General features: G+C 46.5%; 26 protein-coding genes. 25 read left to right on the plus strand and 1 reads right to left on the minus strand.

Features of this window, described 5'->3' with window-relative positions; translation table 11 throughout:
- Positions 1-10 precede the first annotated feature (10 nt).
- From plsY to J2T16_RS00145, 12 genes are all read left to right on the plus strand, one after another.
- Positions 11-634 carry a glycerol-3-phosphate 1-O-acyltransferase PlsY gene (plsY, locus tag J2T16_RS00090; protein WP_090917254.1) on the plus strand — a complete coding sequence of 208 codons (624 nt, stop codon included), beginning with the start codon at positions 11-13 and terminating at the stop codon, positions 632-634.
- The gene (locus tag J2T16_RS00095) at positions 627-1667 is read left to right on the plus strand and encodes an NAD(P)H-dependent glycerol-3-phosphate dehydrogenase (protein WP_090917252.1); all 1041 of its coding nucleotides are present in this window, start codon (positions 627-629) and stop codon (positions 1665-1667) included. The genes plsY and J2T16_RS00095 overlap by 8 nt, the downstream gene beginning before the upstream one ends.
- A gap of 114 nt (positions 1668-1781) precedes the next feature.
- Positions 1782-2057, plus strand: coding sequence for a stage VI sporulation protein F (locus tag J2T16_RS00100; RefSeq protein WP_090917250.1), 276 nt, complete (start codon positions 1782-1784; stop codon positions 2055-2057).
- 170 nt (positions 2058-2227) lie between these two features.
- Positions 2228-2407 (plus strand): DUF2768 family protein, encoded by a 180-nt coding sequence (locus tag J2T16_RS00105; protein ID WP_090917248.1) that lies wholly within the window; start codon positions 2228-2230, stop codon positions 2405-2407.
- 85 nt (positions 2408-2492) lie between these two features.
- A complete protein-coding gene (locus J2T16_RS00110; protein WP_499017389.1) occupies positions 2493-3128 on the plus strand; it encodes a hypothetical protein in 636 nt (211 codons plus the stop codon).
- The gene (locus J2T16_RS00115) at positions 3128-3481 is read left to right on the plus strand and encodes a 2Fe-2S iron-sulfur cluster-binding protein (protein ID WP_499017392.1); all 354 of its coding nucleotides are present in this window, start codon (positions 3128-3130) and stop codon (positions 3479-3481) included. The genes J2T16_RS00110 and J2T16_RS00115 overlap by 1 nt, the downstream gene beginning before the upstream one ends.
- A 58-nt stretch (positions 3482-3539) precedes the next feature.
- Positions 3540-4349 (plus strand): YphF family lipoprotein, encoded by an 810-nt coding sequence (locus J2T16_RS00120; protein ID WP_499017395.1) that lies wholly within the window; start codon positions 3540-3542, stop codon positions 4347-4349.
- Positions 4350-4819: 470 nt separating this feature from the next.
- The gene (spoIVA, locus tag J2T16_RS00125; protein ID WP_090917242.1) at positions 4820-6298 is read left to right on the plus strand and encodes a stage IV sporulation protein A; all 1479 of its coding nucleotides are present in this window, start codon (positions 4820-4822) and stop codon (positions 6296-6298) included.
- A 219-nt stretch (positions 6299-6517) separates the two neighbouring features.
- Positions 6518-7615 (plus strand): substrate-binding domain-containing protein, encoded by a 1098-nt coding sequence (locus J2T16_RS00130; RefSeq protein WP_154890625.1) that lies wholly within the window; start codon positions 6518-6520, stop codon positions 7613-7615.
- A gap of 78 nt (positions 7616-7693) precedes the next feature.
- Positions 7694-9211 carry a sugar ABC transporter ATP-binding protein gene (locus J2T16_RS00135; RefSeq protein WP_336120229.1) on the plus strand — a complete coding sequence of 506 codons (1518 nt, stop codon included), beginning with the start codon at positions 7694-7696 and terminating at the stop codon, positions 9209-9211.
- Positions 9208-10194, plus strand: a complete 987-nt coding sequence (locus J2T16_RS00140) for an ABC transporter permease (RefSeq protein WP_090917234.1) — start codon at positions 9208-9210, stop codon at positions 10192-10194. Before J2T16_RS00135 ends, J2T16_RS00140 begins: the two co-directional genes overlap by 4 nt.
- A gap of 216 nt (positions 10195-10410) precedes the next feature.
- Positions 10411-10683, plus strand: coding sequence for a non-specific DNA-binding protein Hbs (locus J2T16_RS00145; protein WP_090917341.1), 273 nt, complete (start codon positions 10411-10413; stop codon positions 10681-10683).
- Between the two features lie 92 nt (positions 10684-10775).
- On the opposite strand, the gene J2T16_RS00150 is transcribed toward J2T16_RS00145, so the two are convergent.
- Entirely contained in the window at positions 10776-10928 is a 153-nt protein-coding gene (locus J2T16_RS00150) for a hypothetical protein (protein WP_167375654.1), read from the minus strand.
- Positions 10929-11072: 144 nt separating this feature from the next.
- Between J2T16_RS00150 and mtrB the strand changes: the two genes are divergently transcribed.
- From mtrB to trpE, 13 genes are all read left to right on the plus strand, one after another.
- Entirely contained in the window at positions 11073-11294 is a 222-nt protein-coding gene (gene mtrB / locus J2T16_RS00155; protein ID WP_090917232.1) for a trp RNA-binding attenuation protein MtrB, read from the plus strand.
- A 142-nt stretch (positions 11295-11436) separates the two neighbouring features.
- Complete coding sequence (locus tag J2T16_RS00160) at positions 11437-11982, plus strand: hypothetical protein (protein ID WP_336120228.1); 546 nt, start codon at positions 11437-11439, stop codon at positions 11980-11982.
- A 107-nt stretch (positions 11983-12089) separates the two neighbouring features.
- Entirely contained in the window at positions 12090-12953 is an 864-nt protein-coding gene (locus J2T16_RS00165; RefSeq protein WP_221788181.1) for a heptaprenyl diphosphate synthase component 1, read from the plus strand.
- Between the two features lie 15 nt (positions 12954-12968).
- The gene (locus J2T16_RS00170; protein WP_221788182.1) at positions 12969-13697 is read left to right on the plus strand and encodes a demethylmenaquinone methyltransferase; all 729 of its coding nucleotides are present in this window, start codon (positions 12969-12971) and stop codon (positions 13695-13697) included.
- Positions 13690-14556: a UbiA-like polyprenyltransferase gene (locus tag J2T16_RS00175; protein ID WP_090917224.1), complete on the plus strand. Its 867-nt coding sequence runs from the start codon at positions 13690-13692 to the stop codon at positions 14554-14556. The genes J2T16_RS00170 and J2T16_RS00175 overlap by 8 nt, the downstream gene beginning before the upstream one ends.
- A complete protein-coding gene (locus tag J2T16_RS00180; protein WP_186809731.1) occupies positions 14556-15176 on the plus strand; it encodes a UbiX family flavin prenyltransferase in 621 nt (206 codons plus the stop codon). Before J2T16_RS00175 ends, J2T16_RS00180 begins: the two co-directional genes overlap by 1 nt.
- Positions 15177-15527: 351 nt before the next feature.
- On the plus strand, positions 15528-16502 hold the full coding sequence (locus J2T16_RS00185; protein WP_090917219.1) for a polyprenyl synthetase family protein: 975 nt from the start codon (positions 15528-15530) through the stop codon (positions 16500-16502).
- 136 nt (positions 16503-16638) lie between these two features.
- The gene (gene ndk, locus J2T16_RS00190; RefSeq protein WP_154890621.1) at positions 16639-17082 is read left to right on the plus strand and encodes a nucleoside-diphosphate kinase; all 444 of its coding nucleotides are present in this window, start codon (positions 16639-16641) and stop codon (positions 17080-17082) included.
- A gap of 24 nt (positions 17083-17106) precedes the next feature.
- Positions 17107-17898, plus strand: a complete 792-nt coding sequence (locus tag J2T16_RS00195) for a CheR family methyltransferase (RefSeq protein WP_090917215.1) — start codon at positions 17107-17109, stop codon at positions 17896-17898.
- Positions 17899-18066: 168 nt separating this feature from the next.
- Positions 18067-19236 carry a chorismate synthase gene (aroC, locus tag J2T16_RS00200; protein WP_308723390.1) on the plus strand — a complete coding sequence of 390 codons (1170 nt, stop codon included), beginning with the start codon at positions 18067-18069 and terminating at the stop codon, positions 19234-19236.
- A gap of 1 nt (position 19237) precedes the next feature.
- Positions 19238-20332, plus strand: coding sequence for a 3-dehydroquinate synthase (gene aroB, locus J2T16_RS00205; protein ID WP_221788185.1), 1095 nt, complete (start codon positions 19238-19240; stop codon positions 20330-20332).
- 4 nt (positions 20333-20336) lie between these two features.
- Positions 20337-20705 carry a chorismate mutase gene (aroH, locus tag J2T16_RS00210; RefSeq protein ID WP_221788187.1) on the plus strand — a complete coding sequence of 123 codons (369 nt, stop codon included), beginning with the start codon at positions 20337-20339 and terminating at the stop codon, positions 20703-20705.
- Positions 20706-21221: 516 nt separating this feature from the next.
- Complete coding sequence (gene trpE / locus J2T16_RS00215) at positions 21222-22790, plus strand: anthranilate synthase component I (RefSeq protein ID WP_090917209.1); 1569 nt, start codon at positions 21222-21224, stop codon at positions 22788-22790.
- Positions 22791-22824: the final 34 nt, after the last annotated feature.

Here is a 22824-nt window from a genome sequence, read left to right on the forward strand (position 1 = left end):
GGAGAAGTTTGTGATTTTATCCATCGCAGCTATTGTACTGAGCTACCTGCTTGGTTCGATCAGTTTTAGTGTTCTTCTTGCAAAAGCAATACGGGGGATTGATATACGTCAACACGGAAGCGGTAATGCCGGGGCAACGAATACGCTGCGTATTCTGGGTAAAGGGCCGGCTATCGCAGTTCTGCTACTTGATGTAATCAAAGGTATTGCTGCAGTATGGATTGGCATATGGTTAAGTAACGGGTCTCCATGGATTGCTGCATTCAGCGGTATTGCTGCCATCGCAGGTCATAACTGGCCCCTTTATTTCAATTTTCGCGGAGGCAAAGGCATTGCTACTGCGATTGGAGTACTGGTAAGCTTGGCTTTCCTGCCTGCGCTTTATGCCGGGATCATCGCCATCCTGTCCATCGTTCTGACACGTTATGTTTCACTCGGTTCTTTAATTTTTGTAGCATTGACTCCTGTCTTCATCTTGATCCTGCCTGGGTATTCAATGAGTATCTTTTGGGGCAGTCTGATTATTTGTCTGTTTGCATTCTGGAGACATCGTACGAATATTGCGAAGCTCGCCAAAGGACAGGAAAATAAATTGGGATCAAAGAACCCTGGAGGGGGGAAACGCGTTGTCTAAAAAAGTTGCCGTACTGGTCGCAGGCAGTTGGGGAACTGCCTTGGCCAGTGTCCTCGCCGCGAACGAACTGGATGTGGTGATGTGGACACGTAGCGAAGAACAAGCAACGGAGATTAATACCCAGCACACGAATACACGTTATCTACCGGGTGCAGAGCTGTCTCCTCGCATTCGCGCAACCAGCGATATGGAAGCTGCGGTTGCAGATGCGGCGGCTGTGTTAATTGTAGCGCCTTCGTCTGCGATGCGTGCGGTTACACATCAGTTTAAACCTTTCTATACACCCGATATGCTGATTATTCATGCAACGAAGGGCTTTGAAACGGAAAGTTTGAAACGGATGTCTACCGTGATCTCTGAAGAGCTTGAATGTGAAGAAGGACAGATTGTTGTATTGTCTGGTCCAAGTCATGCTGAGGAAGTGGTGAAGCGCTGTCCAACCACCGTGGTTGTAGCTTCATTGGATAAAACATCTGCGGAGGCAGTTCAGGGATTGTTTATGAATGCCTATTTTCGTGTGTACACAAACCGGGATATGCTCGGAGTTGAGCTAGCGGGGGCTTTCAAAAATATCATCGCGCTCGGGGCAGGCATGTCGGATGGTCTGCAGTTTGGTGATAATGCCAAGGCGGCGTTGTTAACCCGCGGACTTGCCGAGATTACTCGAATCGGTGTTGAGATGGGAGCTAATCCATTAACGTTTTCTGGACTAGCGGGAATCGGTGACCTCGTTGTCACAGCTACAAGTCAGCACAGTCGGAACTGGAGAGCCGGATCTATGCTGGGGCAGGGACAGAAGCTGGATGATGTGTTGCAGTCCATGGGCATGGTGGTTGAAGGTATTCGAACTACTCAGGCCGCCTATTTTATATCCCAAAAATACGGTGTTCAGATGCCAATTGCGGATCAATTGTACCATGTGTTATTTCAGAATCGGCAGCCACGTGATGCCGTTGAAGCCTTGATGGGACGTGATCCGAAAACGGAGATGGAAGTAATGAAGCTGGAAACTTGGGAGCAATGGCATTCCTGAGTTGATGGTTTAAATATCGTTACAATGGCCTAGTTTAAAATGATGCAGCTTAATCACCTTTTCCCCGGCACACTCATATTATACACATGAGTATTGCCGGAGGAGGGGAGACGAATGGGTAACAACATTTCGAAAGAAGCGCTGAAAGCCATCAACAAAAAGACAGGCAAAACGATCACTGAAGGAGCTGTCAAAAAGCTGGCAAGCACAGTGAAACCAACAACGATGCAGAATGAGGCTCAGTTGCGCCAGTTGATTAAACAAGTATCCGCCATGGCGAAAATACCGGTATCTGAGGATACGGTTCAGGATATTGTGAGTGCAGTCAAGAAAAGTGGGCTGAATCCAAGCAATATGGAATCGTTAATGAAGATGATGATAAAAAAATAATCGTTCGTTGCCTGCTCACGCAGGAATCGGGCATTACGAAAGCAAGCCAGCAGATGCTGGCTTGCTTTTTTGTCTTTTTATAGGAAAAATACGTTCGATTTCATGTTATAATGATTGCAATTGTCACAATTTCGTGATGAATATCGGATTGAAGGGGAGAATGCTGGTTTATGAGCGCAATGGACAAGATGTGGCTGTCATTAGTTGCCATCCTCATTATGGGATTATCTGTATTTTTGATTACATTTGCTCGTGCCAAAACAAAAGGATTCGTGCGGGGGATTCTTTCGATTATTGCCTTTTTAATTATGCTCATCGGATTTTTTGGTGGAATCGCTTCTCTGACCTAAATTCCCTCATGGGAGAGAGAACATCCGCATAAGCGCATCATAAGAACGGACACAATGAAAAGACGGATGGGAGGAGTGTGTAGCTATGGTACCGCATGAAACGGGGAATTGGACTGCGCGATATCCGGAATTACACCAGGCTTTACTGGATACGGCAAAAGCATGGGATCGTCAGCCTTATACCTGGTTACTAGGTGGTAGTTGCGGTTTACTGCTTCAAGGGGTCGAGTTGCAACAAGCACCTCGAGATATAGATGTGTATGCTGATATTGCTGATGCCAAAAAGCTGCATATCTGTGCTCCCGGGAACAAGCTTGATGAGCCTGCAATAGACAAAACGGGGCCTTATGCTTCCCTGCTGAGTCATTACCAGGTGGGCGCATGCTCACTGGAACTGGTAGGCGGTTTTGAAGTATGGGCGCGCGAAAGTTGGTATCGTATCCAGATCGAACATGTGCTAGCTCTTTATGCTTCCGAGACTCAGGTGGACGCATACCGGTTGCGACTAATGCCGCTTGCGCATGAATTGCTTTTTAATCTGCTTCGCGGGCGTGAAGATCGTTATGTGCCCATCGCAACGCGAATTCGTCTAGAGCCTGAGGTTCATCGACCTGCGATGATTGCGTTAAGTCAACATAACATATGGGGATCTCGTTTCAGATCAGAAGTGGAAGAACTGGTCGGGTTTTCTTGGTCGGATCAAGCTGGGGAGGAACGATGATGCAAGAGATGATTACATTTTTACCGATGAACAAATCCATCAAAGTTCAGCCCGGCACAACCCTTTTACAAGCTGCGCGTCGGGCTGGTGTTCGAATATCAACCCGGTGCGATGGCAAAGCGGCATGTCTGATGTGCAAAGTTAACGTGGCGCCGGAGGAGCGGCATGCACTGCTTCCACCTACGGATGCGGAGAGACGGAAGCTCGGACTAATGCTTGACGATGGAACAAGACTCTCGTGTCAGGCGAAAGTATCCGGACAACTGACCGTGCAGGTTCCGGAAGATCCGCTGAAAGCCGCCATAAGGAAACAGCTTGAGCGTCAACAGCAAGATGATGACTGGTTCGCATAATAACAAGAAGTGAAAATCGAATGTCAAGCTATGTTTTGAATGTTTAAGGAGGGTGCGAATGAATAAAAAGAAGAATAAAACTGCGGAAGGAAGACATCCCTTGGATTTGTTACAGCAGATGAAGTGTCTGTCTTTACTTCTTCTGCTCATGCTGACAATGAGTGGTTGCTTGTATCCTTCTCAGAGTAATTCTGATCCCAAAACAGCTTATCGCGAAAGTGTAAACCGTATTCAGAGTGCGATTGAAGCGTTTCAAAAGGACGAGGGCATACTGCCAATTCTGAACGCGGACGCGGATACGCCGAAGTATGAAAAGTTTAGAGTAGACCTGTCTAAATTGAAGCAGCTGGGTTATCTTGATGATATACCTGGAACGGCCTTTGAGAATGGTGGTAGCGCTTACTTTTTGATACAAAATGAGGAAGTGAAACCGACAGTGAAAGTGATGGATCTTCAGACGGTGCAGAAAGTAAATGATGTGCAACGCATGGTGGATCAGTACAAATCTGTACATAATCAACAACTGCCTGCGGGTGAAAAGTTATATCCTGGCTTCCATGCGGTGGATATGAACTTAGCGGCACAGCCGGGATCTCCTTCAATTACGCTAAAAAGTGTATATTCGGGTCAGGAACTGCCTTTTATGATGAATGAACAGGGTACAGTGTTTGTGGATTATGCTTTTGATATTATGCAGGCATTGGAAAAAACAGATGGTTCATCCGATGATGAGCATGCTGTCTCTGATGACCCGGATTTACGTAATCATTTGCTTACACACTCCTATTTCGTACCTGTAAAATCTGTTCCATATATACTGGAGAATAATACACCTGTCGCACAGATCGTTCAAAACCAAAGTAAGTAAGTGAAGAACAGACATATACTATTAAGTAAAAGTACAATTTCAAGGCTCTACAGAATCCCGAAAGAGATATGCCGCGTTCCGTGGTGTGTCTCTTTTTTTTGTGAAAAGAATAGGGTTCAAGATGTGAGAGGTGTCATAAACAGAGAGGGGTTCTCATAAAGTAGATTGAAATAAAGACGCGCAGTCCGGGATCGGAGGATGTTCTTCATGTCACCATCATGAGATGAAAAAACAAAAAAACACGTCATATTGCCGCATACAGGTACATAAGATGATACTAGTCCAATTGCATGTACGAGTTAACGCCGCTCTCGCCGGTTTCATCAGAATGCAACGTTCGGCGGCGGACGACTTCCGGGCACTCACAAAGGCGGCTCTACCGTTGCAGGGATTTCAGTCTTCTGATTGAAAAAACGAAGCGGATGCTCTTTAGCATTTTTCCTTCGGAGTAATTTAAGGAGGGGATTTCATTGGAGAAAGTGGACATTTTTAAGGACATAGCTGAGCGGACCGGAGGGGATATTTATCTCGGGGTTGTCGGCGCAGTCCGGACGGGGAAATCAACATTTATTAAACGATTCATGGAAACGATCGTATTGCCGAACATCGCAAGTGAGGCTGATCGCGCCCGTGCAGTGGATGAACTTCCACAAAGTGCAGCAGGTAAAACGATCATGACAACCGAGCCCAAATTTGTACCGAATAATGCAGTTCAGATCAAAGTGGCTGAAGGACTGGATGTCAATGTACGTTTGGTGGATTGTGTGGGTTACGCCGTGGAAGGCGCAAAGGGATACGAGGATGAAAATGGTCCGCGTATGATCTCCACACCTTGGTTCGAGGAGCCGATTCCATTCCAGGAAGCAGCCGAGATTGGTACCCGAAAAGTCATACAGGAGCACTCCACGCTTGGTGTGGTGGTCACAACAGACGGAACCATTGCCGAAATCGCTCGCAGTTCTTATGTGGAATCAGAAGAACGAGTGATTGCAGAGTTGAAAGAAGTGGGTAAACCGTTCGTTCTGGTCATCAACTCCACCCGGCCTCGTAGTGAAGAAGCGTTGCAACTTCGGAGCGAGCTGGCTGCCAAGTACGATATTCCGGTCATGACGCTAAGTGCTGCGACGATGACGGAAGATGATGTCACTGGTGTACTCCGTGAAGTATTATATGAGTTCCCTGTGCATGAAGTGAATGTGAACCTCCCGAGCTGGGTTATGGTGCTGAATGACACACACTGGCTTCGTAACAACTATGAGAATTCGGTACGGGATACGGTAAAAGATATTCGCAGGTTGCGCGACGTGGATCGGGTCGTGTCACAATTCATGGAATATGAATTTATCGACCGTGCGGGTCTTAGTGGTATGAATATGGGGCAAGGTGTAGCAGAGATAGATCTCTACGCGCCGGATGAGTTATATGACCAGATTCTCGTGGAAGTTGTGGGGATTGAAATCAGGGGCAAGGATCATCTGTTGCAACTGATGCAGGAGTTCTCCCATGCGAAGAGAGAATATGACCGCTTCGCAGAGGCGCTCGAAATGGTCAAAACAACAGGTTATGGTATTGCTGCTCCTTCACTTGCCGAGATGGCGCTGGATGAACCGGAACTGATTCGTCAGGGCACGAAATTCGGCGTTCGCCTGAAAGCGACGGCACCGTCCATCCATATGATTCGGGTCGATGTGGAGTCGGAGTTCGCACCGATTATCGGTACGGAGAAACAGAGCGAGGAACTGGTGAGATATCTGATGCAGGATTTCGAGAACGATCCGATCAAGGTATGGGATTCAGATATGTTTGGTCGCTCTTTACACTCCATTGTGCGTGAAGGCATTCAGGGTAAAATCGCGATGATGCCGGATAATGCAAGATATAAACTGCAAGAGACACTGGGTAGAATCATTAACGAAGGATCAGGCGGATTGATCGCCATCATACTTTAATTGTTCAAAAGACCGTGAGGCTTGATCTCATGGTCTTTTTCTTTGGATTTATTTCTTGAATATGGATGAAATGGATGTGAAAATAATTTATTTTTGAAAAATGTAGTAAGTTTCAGCTTTAAATCACTAAAACCTATTTACATACTGGGGATTAGTCGTTATATTAATAAACAACTATTGTGATTGAAGTCACAGCGAGCGAAACAGGGGGAGAACGAGATGAAGAAAAGAAATTTCAAATGGGTTGGGTTAAGCGTTTTACTCGTATTGGTACTGGCGTTGTCAGCTTGCGGAATTAAAAAAGAACCAGCGGCCTCTTCTGCATCAGGATCAGCAGGTGAAACACCGAAGACGGAAGCCGTTACAGGACCTTTAAGCGGTAAACGGGTTGCGCTAATTATGGAATTTAATACAGGGACATTTTCACAGCAGTATGTACAAGGAGTGAAAGAGGAAATCGCCAAATTCGGCGGTGAACTCACCACCTTTGTTGCAGATAACGATAAAGCCAAAATGGTATCGTTGCTTGACAGTGCAATCAACCAGAAATTTGATGTCATTTTGACAGATCACGGTGACTCGCTCCTGGAACCAGGGGTGAAAAAAGCGGTTGAGCAAAAGATTCCAGTCGTTGTATTTGATGCAGCGATCAGTGTGCCGGGCGCTACGGTGTTGTCACAAGATGACCAGAAGATGGCTGAACTAACACTGGAACAGATGAAAAAGGATATCAATGGTAAAGGTAACATCGTGAAAGTCTGGGTGGCCGGTTTTGCTCCAATGGAACGTCGCCAGATTGCTTACGGAGCATTCTTGAAAGCCAATCCGGAGATCAAAGAAATTGCGACATTTGGTTCTGCTCAGAACCCGGCGCTGGACACGCAAGCCAAAATGGAGGCCATCCTGAAACAATATCCAAAAGGTGAAATTACAGCGGTTTGGGCCGCGTGGGACGAGTTTGCAAAAGGTGCGGCGCGTGCCATTCAGCAAGCAGGGCGTGATGAGATTAAGGTGTATGGAATTGACATGAGTGATGAAGATCTGCAAATGATTCAGGACCCTAAAAATCCTTGGGTTGCTTCCGCGGCTGTAGACCCAACAGACATTGGACGTGTACAAGTTCGATATGCATACCAGAAGTTGCATGGGGACCAAACTGAAGATGCGGTTGTTCTTAATCCGGTGTACGTACAACGCGAGGCTTTGCCTGATAAACAAATCTCCACATCTGAGCTGTCTGAGTACGTAAAAGGCTGGGGAGGCAGTACTCAAGGGATTAAGGACTGGATGAGCGAGTACGGGATCACTGCGAAGTAAGCAGCGTTAGAAGCACGCCGCGAGGCGTGCTTTTTTTTCAGGCGATAACAGGCAATACAGCTGATTGGAGGCAACATCATGAAGGACCCGATATCACTGGATATGGAGCATATCCATAAGCATTTTTCAGGCATACCTGCGCTGAGGGACGTACATTTTTCTGTAAAAGGTGGAGAGATCCATGCCCTCCTTGGAGCGAACGGGGCCGGCAAAAGTACGTTGATGAAAATACTGTCAGGCGCGTACCAACTGGATGAGGGAACGATCCGTCTAAATGGCTATAAACTGGGCCTCCATTCTCCGAGAGAAGCCAAGGCAAGTGGAATTCACTGTGTATATCAGGAAGTGGATGCTGCACTTGTGCCGCAGCTGACGGCTTTCGAGAATATTATGCTAGATCAGTTGGCATCATCGGCTGGAGGATGGTGGAAAAGTCCAAGAACGTTGCAACAACGTGCCAAGGAAGCATTGAAACAGCTCGGGGCAGAACATATATCGATTCACCGTAAAGTGGCCGAGCTGACCCTGGCTGAGAAACAGATGATTTTGCTTGCGCGTATCCTGATTCAGGATGCCAAGGTTATTATTTTCGACGAGCCAACTGCACCTCTGAGTCAAGAGGAGACTGATGCCTTCTTTCGCATTGTACATCTGCTGAAGGAACGCGGGGTAGCCTGCATCTTCATTACCCATCGTCTTGCCGAAGTAACGAGTCACTGTGACCGGGTTACTGTGATGAGGGACGGTCGTCATGTGTTTACCGGTGAAACAAATGGACTGACGATCAATGATCTGGTTACGCAAATGTTAGGCAAACCGTTCGAAGAAGAGTTTCCCAAGACCGAAGCATCTGTGGGAGAGCTGCTGCTGCAAGCCCGAGGTCTTCGGCGGGGGTTGAAGGTGAAAGGGGTGGACCTTGAGGTTCGCCGCGGAGAAGTGCTGGCTGTGGTTGGGCTCGTGGGTGCTGGAAAAACGGAATGCTCTCGTCTGCTGATTGGTGCTGATCGATTGCAGGCAGGCGAGATAAGATTACTCGGACGGAATATCCGTCTGTCTCAACCCGCGGATGCAGCGGCTCTAGGCATTGTATCTGTTCCGGAGGAACGACGTAAACAAGGCATTCTTATTCAGGAAAACGTGGAACGTAATCTGAGCCTGCCTTTGCTTTCCAAGCTTAGTCGACTGGGCTTTGTTAACCGCAAACGTGAGCGTCATCATGCAGATTCACTAGTGGAACAACTCGGCATCAAGACTTCTTCCGTGAAACAGGAAGTGAAGTATTTAAGTGGTGGTAATCAGCAAAAGGTAGCCATAGGAAAATGGTTGCGTACGGATGCAGATGTATTTATTTTTGACGAACCAACAAAAGGTGTGGATATCGGGGCGAAAAGTGACATTTTCCGCATTATCAATGAATTGGCGTTGGCTGGTAAAGCGGTGATCTATTTCACTTGTGAATTGGATGAAGGAATGGGGATCGGAGACCGGATTGCGGTCATGTGTGAAGGGGTTATCGTAAAAGAGTTCCAGCGTGGCGAGACGAACCAAGAACAGCTGCTTTACTATGCAAGCGGTGGACAAGAGGTGGAAGCATGAAGGATAAATCACTCGATTTTGCGTTCCGGTATGGGGCGATTATAGTCATTATAGGCGTTATTGCATTTTTCGGCATAAAACTGCCCTATTTCTTCACGTATAGCAATTTGACAGATATTTTGGGTTCGATCTCGATCGTAACCTTTGTGGCGATTGGTGTAACATTATCTCTCATTGTAGATGGATTTGATCTCTCTGTGGGAGCGACCGTCTCGCTGACAACCGTTGTTACTGCGTCATTAATGATCTGGTATCAACAGCCTCTTGCTGTCGTTATTATCGTACCTCTCGTAATCGGGGCTATCATTGGTCTGCTGAACGCGCTGTTGATTGTAAAACTGCGTATTCCGGATCTGCTTGCAACGCTTGCGACAATGTACATTATCGGAGGTATCCACAAAACCTATGCGCAGGGATATACAATTTACAACCATATGCAGTTCCCGGATGGAAGTAAGGCTGCTGGAGAGATGGACCCGACGTTTCTGTTGATTGGGCAAGGGAAATGGCTGGGGATGCCGATTTCTGTTATCCTGCTGCTTATTGCTGTAATCGGTGTTCATATCTTTTTGACATACACCAAATATGGTAGGCAAATGTATATCACAGGCGGAAATGAGGAGGCGGCAAGGCTCTCTGGGATCAAGGTCAAAAAGGTTCGAACACTTGCTTATGTGGCAGCTGGAATCTTCGCGGCTATTGGAGGAATCATCTATGCGTCCAAAGTGGGATCGGGACAGATTGATGCCGGATCTCCATTGTTAATGGAATCCGTAGCTGCTGTATTTGTTGGTTTTTCTGTTTTTGGCGCCGGGAAGCCGAATGTGATCGGAACCTTCATCGGTTCCGTTCTGATTGGTGTCCTGGTCAATGGATTGACGATGATGAATGTCCAGTATTTTACACATGATATTGTCAAAGGCGGAGTGCTTGTGCTGGCTCTGGCAGTTACATTTTACGTTTTAAACCGTAGCCGCACTTGAAATTGTGTGCTGTCTGTATTAGTATAAAATTTGTTCGGCGTCAGAAACACGCGAGGTTTCAGGCGGCTTTTACCAGAAATGACTGTGGGCCGCAGGCGGAGATGAATGTTCATCGCTCAAAATGGTCAACGTTTTTTTGTGAATGAACGTATATTTCCTTATAAAACGGAAACACAGTATAACATTCAGGACATTGATCCAGGAGGTGAAAAACAAATGAACAAATCAGACTTGATTACACACGTATCCGAGGCTACTGAATTGTCCAAAAAGGATGTAACGAAAGCGGTTGATGCCGTATTCGAAGCGATCTCTGAGGCTCTTCAAAACGGAGACAAAGTACAATTGGTTGGTTTTGGGAACTTCGAAGTTCGCGAGCGCTCTGCACGTAAAGGACGCAACCCGCAAACAGGTGAAGAAATCGAAATTCCTGCGAGCAAAATTCCTGCGTTCAAACCAGGTAAAGCGCTCAAAGACGGAATTAAATAAGATTTCTACATATTCCATATGTCAACGAAAAAAGACCGTGACTTGTTCACGGCCTTTTCTTTTGCCTGTAAACAGGAAATTTTCGTAATCTGTTACTCAACCTCTTTACTTTTTTCCGAAAGTTCCGGTTGCTCACTGTAAGCGATTAGAATCAGATCTTTGCCCGTAACGGCAGACAGATGATGCTCAATCTCCTGTAACTGGTGTACATGCTCATCCTTGAGCACAGCGGGGGTGTACTTCATGCAAACTCTCCTTTCCTGGCTGATCGTTATAGTATGACCCGGGAATTATGGTTTCTTGCGGTATATTCCCTCCAGGACTTGTTGACAAATGAAACAATCTTGATCATCATTAACGCTATGAAATCAGAAAAGGGGACGTGCGGGATGGATCACTCTACGGGCAATGACTTTATCGTAATTAAAGCAGAAGAAAACGGTGTACAGGTGATTGGCTTGACCCGGGGGCAGGACACACGATTTCACCACACGGAGAAGCTGGACAAAGGCGAAGTGATGATTGCCCAATTTACAACACATACTTCAGCCATTAAAATCCGGGGAAAAGCTACGCTGATTACGAAGCATGGAGAGATTGAATCGGAATAGTCTTGAAAGAGTTTGACTAGGTACATTAAAAAGGTTGAATGAGATGAAAATTGCAGGCATAGCCTGCTTTTTTTGATTGTACAATGAGGTATGAGCCTTTACCGGACAGACTACACTAACAGGTAAAGGCAGGGAGGCGCTTATGAAACCGGGAATGATTGTGACTGCGTCCATGCTGTCAACGATTGCGGCAGTCATCGTGCTCGTGGTTTTTCAAAGCTTACATACACGTACATGGGGCGGGGACCGGGCAGAGCCTGTAACCGCTTCTCATCAAACGATCCAGTTGACCAATGATAATCTGGTTGATGTACTGAGTTCACTTCATATGTCTACGCCGATTGCTAGAGTGGAGTGGAAACAGTCTATTTTGACACTTGACCTCAAAGTAAAAGGAACGGATACGAGTTATACTGAAATTTATGAAAATATGGCGGCAGTCGTGGATCTGAGTTTTCGCAGTGTAGACAACGTGGAGCAGGTGCTCCTTCGCGTCATGGCCGAGGATGAATGGGTGCATAGACGTCATCTGTTACTTGCGGCAGATATCAGGCGAGGAGAATGGCCTATGTATGCCATTGACATGCTTCGCACGTGGAAAAGCACGGCATTTTCGGAGGATTTAAAAGACTGGTTCAATCTGATGCAGACGGAACTGTGGAAGAAGCAGTTCGAAATGACCAGTTAGGGGTAATCAAATAGCAGGATTCAGTGCGTGCCGAATAAACATATGCTATAATATATAAGATTGTAGTGCAGAAATGGTTTGACAAAGCAAAGCCTCGGAGGATGAGAATGAATTCATATCGTGTACCCCAACTTGCAAAGAAATATACGGATTACGACATGATTCGACAACATACGGAAATCCCGTCATTTCCGGATAGCCGGGCGCGTCTGTTACAGGTATTTGTGGGCCGAACAGACGAAAAGGGTCATCAGGAACTTTACGCTCTTGCGACCTCGCTCGTTCAGTTGGCTATGGATACGCATGATCGAATCGATACGATTTCCGGTGATCGGGGAGAACAGGAGATGCGTTCACGCCAATTAAATGTTCTCGCTGGAGATTATCTGAGTAGCCGTTTCTATCAGTTGCTTGCTCATGCAGGCAAAATAGAAATGATCGGTAAGCTTAGCGGTGCTGTTTCCGAAGTAAACGCACGTAAGATGACGCTGTATGAACGGATGAAAAAACTTCTCGTTTCGGCTGATGAATATTTGCGTGAAACGGTACAGCTGAGAATGCAGCTGTTTCTTTCATTTACAGACATGATGCCTGTTGAGGATAAGCCGTTATGGAACAGCTTGCTGATGGAGTTCAGCACTTGCGAAACCATCATAGAAGAGATGGATCGGATGCGTGACGAGAAGCGTATGCTTCATAGCTATGCGTTCTGGTATGTGTACGAGAACGGCAATGACGAGGAACGCGGTCATTTGACTCAAATGGAGCTCGAACCACGTATGTGGAGCTCTATGGTGCTGAAACACAGCATAAGCGAGGTGTTGCTGGACAAGCTTCGCGAGTGCACACACCGCATTCAGCTTTTGCTGCAAGATGAGGAAGGTCTTCAAGATATGCATGAGTTCGAGGCAATTCTTGAGCCTTACCTGTCCTATGTGCAGCCTTCACATGCGGCAGTAAGGGAAGATTGAGGGGGAGACAGACGAATGGGTAGCGGAGAGACCAAACCGAAAGAAGAATTTGTCCATTCGGTTTTTCAGAGTATAGCCGGCAAGTATGACGTCATGAATGATATTCTGAGTTTCCGCAGGCATAAAGCTTGGCGTAAATTCACGATGAAAAAGATGAATATGTCCAAAGGAGATACGGGACTGGATTTGTGTTGCGGCACATGCGACTGGACGCTCGCTATGGCACAGGCAAGTGAAACGGGGCACATGCACGGGCTGGATTTCAGTAGCAACATGCTGGAAGTGGGCCAGACGAAAATTGATGCGGTGAACCGTTCAAAACAGATTACGCTCGTTCAAGGGAACGCCATGTCTTTGCCCTTTGAAGACAATACGTTCGATTATGTTACGATTGGATTTGGTTTACGTAACGTGCCTGATCTAAGACAGGTTTTGTCTGAAATGAAACGTGTTGTAAAACCCGGCGGTATGGTGGTTTGTCTGGAATTGTCCAAACCGACTTGGCAGCCGTTTAAAGGCATTTATTATTTTTATTTTGAGCATATGCTGCCAAATATGGCGAAACTGTTTGCCAAACGTTATGAGCAGTATAAATGGCTGCCGGACTCTCTGGCGCTTTTCCCGGGTAGAAAGGAACTGGCAGACATTTTTGTTGAAACTGGATTGCTACAGGTGCAGGCCTACCCTCTAACCGGAGGCATCGCGGCACTGCATATTGGAACCAAGGAGAATCAGAATGTTTAGGAAAATTCGCATCTTTTTAGAAATGATCAAGATTGAACATACGCTTTTTGCTTTACCTTTTGCTTTTATGGGCGCTATTTTGGGATCGATGGTTGTTAACAACACGTTCCCGAGCTGGATGCAGATTATGTGGGTATTACTTGCCATGGTTGGTGCAAGGAGTGCCGCATTTGGTTTGAACCGGATTATTGACCAGGCGATTGACGCAAAAAATCCACGTACGGCGATGAGAGCTATTCCAGCAGGCTTGCTGAAGAATGGCGAGGTTATTATTTTTATCATCATCTCGTTTATTTTATTATTCTGGGCATCATCCAATCTTAATGTATTATCCATGCAGTTGTTGCCGATTGCAGTCTTCATGTTAGTGCTGTATTCGTACACCAAACGGTTCACATGGCTTTGTCACGTCGTACTGGGGATGACCATTGGCCTTGCTCCTTTGGGAGGATGGGTGGCTGTGACAGGTACTATGGATTGGACAGCGATTGTTCTGTACGTTACGATTGTATTCTGGACTGCCGGTTTTGACATTATTTATGCATGTCAGGATCTGGAGTTTGATCAGGGAGAAGGTTTGCATTCCATTCCGTCCCGCTTCGGACTTGTGAAATCATTGCAGATTGCCAAGTTCTTTCATGTCATTACGGCGATTGGTTTCCTTGCCTTGTTACTAATGACCGATCTGAGCTGGTGGTATGGCGCAGGTATGCTGATTACGTATGGTATCCTGCTTTATGAGCACTATATTGTGTCACCTAATGATATGAGCCGTGTACAAACGGCATTCTTTACGATGAATAGTGTACTGAGCCTAGTCGTATTTACGTTTACATTCATTGATCTGGCGGTGAAATAATGATGCAGCAACCGGAGAATAAACGACTTGTTGTCGGAATCACCGGAGCGAGTGGCAGCATATATGGTATCCGATTGATTGAAACGTTGCTTGACCTGGGATATGCCGTTCATTTGGTTATTTCCAATGCTGGCTGGCGTGTACTAAAGGAAGAAATGGACTGGGATGTGACGAACCGGGAGAGCCTGCTCCAAGAAAAATTCGGTCACCGCGGTGGATCGTTAATCTATCATCCTGTTAGTGATATCGGGGCTTCGATTGCCAGCGGTTCTTATCTGGCGGAAGGCATGATTATCATGCCTTGCTCCATGGGCACTCTTTCATCGATTGCAAACGGATCTTCAGACAATCTGATGTCACGCGCGGCAGATGTTATGATGAAAGAAGGCAGGACGTTAATTCTTGTGCCTCGTGAGACGCCTTTGCATGCCATTCACTTGGAAAACATGCTGAAGCTTTCACGTCTTGGTGTGCGAATGATCCCGGCGATGCCTGCCTTTTATTACAAACCTCAGAGCATGGAGGATTTAATTTTATTTTTAGTAGGTAAAGTGCTGGATAGCTTGCGCATACCGCATCAACTGTTTACTAGATGGGGAGAACCGGATGAACGGGGATAATGTAGCCGGGTCGCGCTTTTCTGAATAACCGGATCAGAAAAGTGCGACACATGGACATGATCCCCTGACTCCCGGGGTATCGGTGAGTGCTGATGGCCAGATAAATGTGTCCACAGTCTTGACCCATGCTCCGGCAACTTCTGTACTTTTGGTTGATTCAGATTTGGTCGCAGCGTTTAAATCCCGAATGTCGGTGCTGGCATTCGAATAGGCATCATGATGGACGCTGTAGAAGAACACAAGCAGGAACGGCGAGCCTGGGGCGACGTTTTTGCCTGTAGGCTCGGGCTTGCTGGAAGGGAAGGTAAGCATGGATTTTTGGATTGACAATACGCTGACACGGGTGAACGAATGAAACTATTGGACATTTTCGGATTGTTAAAAAAGGACATGGATTACGTTGAAAAAGAGTTGTATCGTAGCGTAAAAGGCGAACAAAAGTTACTGAGTGAAACTTCGCTTCATCTGCTTAAGGCAGGTGGAAAACGACTGCGGCCTGTTTTTGTGCTTTTAGGTGGCAAATTTGGTACATACGATATCGAGCGTTTGAAGCTCGTAGCCGTTCCACTGGAACTTATTCATTCTGCTTCCCTCGTTCATGATGATGTCATCGATAATGCGGAGACTCGCCGGGGCAAACCCACCGTCAAGTCTAAATGGGACAATCGGATTGCGATGTATACAGGAGACTATATCTATGGCAAAGCGCTAGAGATGACGGCAGGACTTTCTGATCCTGCTATTCACCGCATCCTTGCCAAAGCTATGGTACAGATGTCCATTGGTGAGATGGAACAGATTCGGGACTTTTTTAATACAGGTCAGAGTGTTCGTAACTATCTGTTACGTATTCGTCGCAAAACTGCACTTCTGATTGCAGTGAGCTGTCAGCTTGGAGCGCTCGCTACTCGTGCACCTGAGCACATTTCATCTCTGTTGTATACCTATGGATACAATGTGGGTATGGCTTTTCAGATTCAGGATGATGTTCTGGACCTGGTGGGTACGGAGAAACAACTTGGCAAGCCTCCGGGAAGTGATATGAAACAAGGTAACATCACGCTCCCTGTGCTGTATGCTTTGGAAGAAGAACAGTTACGTGAGCCGTTGCTCAAGGAAATTTCGCGTGTTCATCATGAAGAAGGACGTGCAAGTGCATCGGATGCAATTGGAATGATTCGCCAAAGTCAAGGAATTGCTAAAGCAGAAGCCCTTGCTGACCGATATATGAAGAAAGCGCTCGATGCTCTCGATCAGCTGCCTAATATCAAGACCACTAAAAATCTGCGAGACATTGCTCACTTTGTCGTTAAACGTACACATTAAGCTTGCTTGTGTTGTTTAATGCTCTACACGGATGTGAAAATCCTCATTGGGAGGATTTGGACTTGTATGTTACAATCAAAGGGATTGCGTTTACATAGTGATTAACTTTGAACCGTGAGTGAGGAGTGAACTGGTAATGGATCGTACCTTTTTGATGGTGAAACCGGATGGTGTGCAGCGTGGTTTGATCGGCCGTATTATCAGCCGTCTGGAAGACAAGGGATTTAAGCTGGTAGCAGGAAAACTGGTGCAGATGTCGGAAGAACAGGCGAGGCGCCATTATGCTGAACATGAGGGCAAGCCGTTCTTTGATGATCTGGTTCGTTTTATCACTTCTGGCCCTGTATTTGCCATGGTGTGGGAGGGCGACGATATTGTGACACTTGCACGTATTGTCATTGGTAAAACGAATGTGAAGGAAGCAGCTCCAGGGACAATCCGTGGAGATTTCGCTAGCCATACACCACATAATCTCATTCACGGGGCAGATTCGCCGGAAAGTGCTACTCGTGAAGCTGCTAATTTCTTTAGTTCTGACGAGCTGGTAACCTATGAGAAGAGCATCGCAGGCTGGTTGTAATTATTAGCCAAAGGGTGATGTACGATGCTGGAGCAAGAACAACTAGACCCGGATTATGCCGGATTCATTCGTAAAATTAAAGAGAGCACAGGCATTGATCTTGCTCAGTACAAAGAAGGCCAGATGAAAAGAAGGCTGACCACACTACGTAACAAAAACGGGTTTAATACATTTTCTATCTTTTTTGATGCGATGCAGAAGGAGAAGTCGTTATTTTACGAATTTCTGGATCGCATGACCATTAACGTATCGGAATTTTGGCGCAACCCGAATCGCTGGGAAGTGTTACGTGATGAGATTCTGCCTGAGCTCGTGGGTTCCAAACGCAAGGTCAAGGTATGGAGCGCTGCTTGTTCGACTGGTGAGGAGCCATACACGATTGCCATGATTTTGGATACGCTAGGCATCTTGAAAGAAAGTTCCATTACGGCAAGTGACCTGGATGAAGGTGCACTCGCTAAGGCTAAGGAAGGCCGTTATATGGAACGTTCGCTGAAAGACGTGCCTCCAGAAACGGCGAGTCGATATTTCAAGCAAGACGGTATGATGTATCGTATTGATGAGAAATTAAAAAGCTCGATCAACTTCAAGAAGCAGAATTTGCTGGTTGACCGTTTTGATGATGGATACGATCTGATCGTATGCCGGAATGTCATGATTTATTTTACAGAGGAAGCGAAAAACCTGCTGTATCACAAATTCGCAGCCAGTCTGCGTCCAGGTGGGATGTTGTTCGTAGGCAGCACAGAGCAGATTTTCTCCCCAGGACAATACGGGCTGGAGACGGCAGAGACGTTTTTCTATCGGAAAAAATAAATCAGTGTATAGATCAACCGCCTGAGGTGCATGAAGATGTGCTCAGGCGGTTGTTTGCATAAGAAAAAGAGGCTTTCTTGTCAAAGCTGGTCAGCTATACTATAATAAGCAAAGAAATTATGGGATTTTAGCAATGTGAAGTTTAACAGTTTAAAGGGGGAACGTATTATGAGTTTACGTTATTTAACCGCAGGGGAAACGCACGGACCCCAATTGACCGCAATTATTGAAGGACTGCCAAGTAATTTGAATATTGATTTTGAAGAATTGAACTTCCAGCTTCATCGCCGCCAGAAAGGGTATGGCCGCGGACGCCGGATGCAGATTGAGAAAGACCAAGCTAATTTTGTTGGCGGAATTCGTCATGGATATACGACAGGTGCTCCAGTAGCGCTCGTTGTTCAGAATAATGACTGGAAGCATTGGCAGAATATTATGAACATTGAGCCGATTGAAGGTACTGATGAAGAAAAACGCCGTGTTCATCGCCCACGCCCTGGGCATGCCGACCTTAACGGTGGGTTGAAGTACAATCTCAAAGACTTGCGTAACGTTCTGGAACGCTCCAGTGCGCGTGAGACAACTGTACGTGTAGCATGTGGTGCGATTGCACGACAGTTTCTGGCTGAATTCGGTATTAAAGTGGCTGGAAGGGTTATTCGTATCGGGGAGATTGAAGCACCATACCAGGAGCTTCCGATTGATGAACTGATCGCCGTGACAGAAGCATCTTCAGTTCGTGTGACAGATGCGGAGACAGAGAAGAAAATGGAAGCCTATATCGATCAGATCAAGCAAGAAGGAGATTCCATCGGTGGAATCGTGGAATGTATCGTTGAAGGCGTTCCTGTCGGTCTGGGAAGCTATGTACAATATGATCGCAAGTTGGATGCTCGTATCGCTCAAGGTGTAATGTCGATCAATGCGTTCAAAGGTGTGGAGATCGGTATCGGCTTCGAAGCGGGTACGATTCGCGGCTCTCAGGTACATGATGAGATTCTGTATACGGAGGATCGTGGTTACCACCGTGCAACGAATCGTCTGGGCGGGTTTGAAGGCGGTATGACCAACGGTATGCCGGTTGTGGTACGTGGAGTAATGAAACCTATCCCAACGTTGTACAAGCCGTTGCAAAGCGTAGATATCGATACGAAAGAAGCTTTTTCGGCTCAGGTTGAACGTTCCGATGCTTGTGCGGTTCCGGCAGCTAGCGTTGTTATGGAACATATCGTTGCTTGGGAAATTGCCAAGGCATTCCTGGAGAAATTCGGCGGGGATTCCATGGAGGAGATTCGGGCAAACGTTGCCAGCTACCAAGCACAATTGGAGAATTACTAATATGCGTCAGTTGACAGTACAGCTTGAAGAGCGCTCATATCCTATATTGATTGGCAGCGGCCTGCTGGCTCAAGCTCCGCAATATTTTGAACAATATGGATTGACTAAAAAAAGTCCGCTTCTGATCATTACAGATGATCATGTAGCCCCGATATACTTGCATGGATTAGAGCAAACGTTGCGTGCGGCGGGTTATTCCGTCGTCTCCGCAGTCGTGCCGTCTGGTGAGACTTCGAAATCACTTGCGGTATATCAGGATATGATGACGGTAGCGATTGAAGGCAAACTGGACCGCAGTTCGGCGATTCTCGCTCTTGGGGGAGGCGTTGTGGGCGATCTGGCTGGTTTTGTCGCAGCTACATATATGCGCGGGGTTAAGTTTGTGCAGATCCCAACAACCATTCTTGCTCATGACAGTAGCGTCGGCGGTAAAGTGGCGGTCAATCATCCTCTTGCGAAAAATATGATTGGTGCTTTCCATCAGCCGGAGCTTGTACTGTATGATGTTGACACACTGCAATCGTTGCCGCCAAGAGATGTATCGGCCGGTTTATCCGAGATGCTGAAGCATGGACTGATCCGTGATGAGGCATTTGCTCATTGGTGCGAAGAAAACGCCGAGGCACTGCTTGCGCTTGACCCGGATACACTCGGATATGGTCTGGAACGTGGATGCAGCATCAAAGCCGAGATTGTTTCCAATGATGAACGTGAGAATGGAGAACGTGCACTTCTGAATCTAGGTCATACGATTGGACATGCGATTGAAGCGATTGCTGGATACGGTGAATTTCTGCACGGAGAAGCCATTTCTATCGGTATGGCTGGATCGGCACTACTGGGTGAGAAACTCGGAGCACCAGCAGGGCTGTATGAAGATACTGTTCGTATGTTGCGTTCTCTTCGTCTTCCAGTGACGCTACCTGCACATTTAAGTACGGATGCTTTGATGGAAGCGATGATGCATGATAAGAAATTCCGTGAGGGCCATATGGTCTTTATCGTTCCTGATCGGATTGGATCTGCCAGAATCGTGAAGGATGTGCCGGTTACGGTTGTTCGTGAAGTCATTGAACTGCTTAGGAAGGGAGAATAACAGCATGATTACACGGGGAATTCGCGGGGCGACAACCGTCACCCAGAACAGCGAAGATGAGATTTTGCAAGAAACAGCAGTGTTGCTTCAGGAAATTGTTGACCGGAACAAGATTGTACCGGAAGATATTTGCAGCGTATGGATTACGATGACCGGAGATCTGGATGCAGCTTTTCCGGCAAAAGTGATTCGTCAGTTAGATGGATGGGAGCTTGTGCCTTTGATGTGTGCGCTAGAGGTGCCTGTAAAAGGCGCTTTGGCGAAGTGTATTCGTTTTATGGTGCATGTGAACACAACCAAAGCACAAAATGAAATTCATCACGTGTACTTGAACGGTGCACAAGCGTTACGTCCCGATCTGGCAGGTCGTTAAGTTTTGAATGGCCATGGTTGTCAAACCGGTGAATATGATGTATAGTGAGAAACAGTTGAGTAGAGTTTAGATTGAGCTGAGAGCAGCTGAGTTGAGCCTAGTATATAGCAGAGTCCAGTGTTTGGTAGCCGATGCATCCGAAATCGGTCAACGCATACACGGTACGTCTTGCTAAGGGAGAAGTACAGGAAGAGAGTAGGCGTGTCAGAGGACATCGTTTATTCCCATATATCTAACGAACATTTCACATTATCTATCATCGAGGAATTGAATTGATTTCTCAAGAGATGAAGATGATGCAAACGAAATGTTACGAAGTATATGTTATCTTATAATATCTGAAACATGGATGAACATGGATCAGTTGCCTGTCACTCGCCCTTCGCAAAAGTATAGGGACTTGTTATTTATGGAGCAACATGCTTGAATACAGCTTATAACCAAACCTCTACCTGATGGTAGAGGTTTTTTGTCGTCATAACTTTCTTCTACCTAAATCTGAAAGGACGTGATCTGATGATAACGCCAAACGTTAATCAAGTATTGAAAATGTCAAATGAATATAATCTGATTCCGGTTGTTAAACGGATTTTGGCTGATATGGAGACGCCGATTCGTATCTTCCGCCGTTATGCGGACAATGACCGTGCGTTTTTGCTTGAAAGTGTAGAGGGTGGCATTCAATGGGCTAGATATTCCTTCATCGGTACGGATCCGTTTTTGATGATTTCAGGGAAGAAAGGCCGAATTGTGGTTGAAGAGGCAGGAAAGACTCGTGAACTGCCGGGCAAACCGATCGAAGAACTGAAAGCTTTGCTACGCAAATATCGGAGTCCGAAGATGGATGATCTTCCTCCTTTTACTGGTGGAGCCATTGGATTTTTTGGATATGACCTGTTGCAATATTATGAGAAGCTTCCAGCTCATGCGCTGGATGATCTGAATATGGATGACATACGCTTTATGTTTTGTGATCAAATTGTTGTGTTTGACCATGTGAAGCAGCACATGTTGCTCGTTGGCAATGTACATGTCAAGGATGGGGCAACGGACGAAGAGATTCGTCAGGCGTATGCAGCCACTTCCGAGAAGCTTGAACAAGCGGCAGAGCGTTTGCAGCAGCAAGGACCAGGTGAAAACCTGAACCCGCGTTCGATTCCGGGAGATGTGGAGCTTGGGGACATTCGTTCCAATCTGACAAAAGAACAATTTATCGGCAATGTGGAGCAAGCCAAAGAGTATATCCGTGCAGGAGACATTTTCCAGGTGGTGCTGTCTCAACGTTTTCATATTGATACGGAAATTTCCCCGTTACATGTATATCGCGTACTGCGGACGCTGAACCCATCACCTTATATGTATTATTTGAAAATGGACGATGAGATTATCGTAGGTACCTCACCTGAGGCGCTGGTCAAGGTTGACGGCAATCGCGTAGAAACACGTCCTATCGCAGGCACACGTCCACGAGGAGCGACAGAGGCAGAAGATCGCGCACTTGCGGCAGATTTGCTACAAGATGAGAAGGAGCGCGCAGAGCATCTGATGCTGGTGGATCTGGGAAGAAATGATCTGGGGCGTGTATCCACTTTTGGCAGTGTGAAGTGTGACATGTTCATGGAGATCGAGCGTTACTCTCACGTTATGCATATGGTATCGAACGTTACAGGTGAGTTAAGAGAAGACAAGGATTTCTTCGATGCTTTCCTCTCCTGTCTGCCAGCCGGGACCGTATCTGGTGCGCCGAAGCTGCGTGCGATGGAGATTATTGCAGAATTGGAAAAGGAGGCACGGGGTGCCTACGCAGGAGCGATTGGTTACCTTGGATTCTCCGGAAATATGGATGCATGTATTACCATTCGTACGATCATTTTCAAAAAAGGAAAAGCATATGTACAGGCCGGAGCCGGAATTGTATGGGACTCTGTGCCTGAGAAGGAATATGAAGAGACCGTAAACAAAGCCAAAGCATTGTTAAAGGCCATTCGTACGGCTGAAGCGATGTTTCCGGCAAAAGCTGCAGATCCCAAATTAAGTCTGGCTAACGCTGATTATTTTGTTACACCAACTTCGGCAACAAACTGAGAGAGGAGAGACTGGAAATGAACTTGAATCCAAT

Origin of the sequence: Paenibacillus intestini (assembly GCF_030803945.1) — a bacterium.
Classification (GTDB): domain Bacteria; phylum Bacillota; class Bacilli; order Paenibacillales; family Paenibacillaceae; genus Paenibacillus; species Paenibacillus polysaccharolyticus.

Bases quoted from the DNA above. Each gene is read 5' to 3' on its own strand.
- J2T16_RS00145 (WP_090917341.1), top strand. From the start codon at position 10,411: ATGAACAAATCAGACTTGATTACACACGTATCCGAGGCTACTGAATTG.
- J2T16_RS00110 (WP_499017389.1), top strand. From the start codon at position 2,493: ATGGTACCGCATGAAACGGGGAATTGGACTGCGCGATATCCGGAATTA.
- J2T16_RS00100 (WP_090917250.1), top strand. From the start codon at position 1,782: ATGGGTAACAACATTTCGAAAGAAGCGCTGAAAGCCATCAACAAAAAG.
- J2T16_RS00195 (WP_090917215.1), top strand. From the start codon at position 17,107: ATGCTGGAGCAAGAACAACTAGACCCGGATTATGCCGGATTCATTCGT.
- aroC (WP_308723390.1), top strand. From the start codon at position 18,067: ATGAGTTTACGTTATTTAACCGCAGGGGAAACGCACGGACCCCAATTG.
- J2T16_RS00175 (WP_090917224.1), top strand. From the start codon at position 13,690: ATGTTTAGGAAAATTCGCATCTTTTTAGAAATGATCAAGATTGAACAT.
- aroH (WP_221788187.1), top strand. From the start codon at position 20,337: ATGATTACACGGGGAATTCGCGGGGCGACAACCGTCACCCAGAACAGC.
- J2T16_RS00170 (WP_221788182.1), top strand. From the start codon at position 12,969: ATGGGTAGCGGAGAGACCAAACCGAAAGAAGAATTTGTCCATTCGGTT.
- trpE (WP_090917209.1), top strand. From the start codon at position 21,222: ATGATAACGCCAAACGTTAATCAAGTATTGAAAATGTCAAATGAATAT.
- J2T16_RS00115 (WP_499017392.1), top strand. From the start codon at position 3,128: ATGCAAGAGATGATTACATTTTTACCGATGAACAAATCCATCAAAGTT.
- mtrB (WP_090917232.1), top strand. From the start codon at position 11,073: ATGGATCACTCTACGGGCAATGACTTTATCGTAATTAAAGCAGAAGAA.
- J2T16_RS00140 (WP_090917234.1), top strand. From the start codon at position 9,208: ATGAAGGATAAATCACTCGATTTTGCGTTCCGGTATGGGGCGATTATA.
- J2T16_RS00105 (WP_090917248.1), top strand. From the start codon at position 2,228: ATGAGCGCAATGGACAAGATGTGGCTGTCATTAGTTGCCATCCTCATT.
- J2T16_RS00150 (WP_167375654.1), bottom strand. From the start codon at position 10,928: ATGAAGTACACCCCCGCTGTGCTCAAGGATGAGCATGTACACCAGTTA.
- J2T16_RS00120 (WP_499017395.1), top strand. From the start codon at position 3,540: ATGAATAAAAAGAAGAATAAAACTGCGGAAGGAAGACATCCCTTGGAT.
- ndk (WP_154890621.1), top strand. From the start codon at position 16,639: ATGGATCGTACCTTTTTGATGGTGAAACCGGATGGTGTGCAGCGTGGT.
- J2T16_RS00185 (WP_090917219.1), top strand. From the start codon at position 15,528: ATGAAACTATTGGACATTTTCGGATTGTTAAAAAAGGACATGGATTAC.
- J2T16_RS00165 (WP_221788181.1), top strand. From the start codon at position 12,090: ATGAATTCATATCGTGTACCCCAACTTGCAAAGAAATATACGGATTAC.
- J2T16_RS00180 (WP_186809731.1), top strand. From the start codon at position 14,556: ATGATGCAGCAACCGGAGAATAAACGACTTGTTGTCGGAATCACCGGA.
- aroB (WP_221788185.1), top strand. From the start codon at position 19,238: ATGCGTCAGTTGACAGTACAGCTTGAAGAGCGCTCATATCCTATATTG.
- J2T16_RS00135 (WP_336120229.1), top strand. From the start codon at position 7,694: ATGAAGGACCCGATATCACTGGATATGGAGCATATCCATAAGCATTTT.
- J2T16_RS00160 (WP_336120228.1), top strand. From the start codon at position 11,437: ATGAAACCGGGAATGATTGTGACTGCGTCCATGCTGTCAACGATTGCG.
- J2T16_RS00130 (WP_154890625.1), top strand. From the start codon at position 6,518: ATGAAGAAAAGAAATTTCAAATGGGTTGGGTTAAGCGTTTTACTCGTA.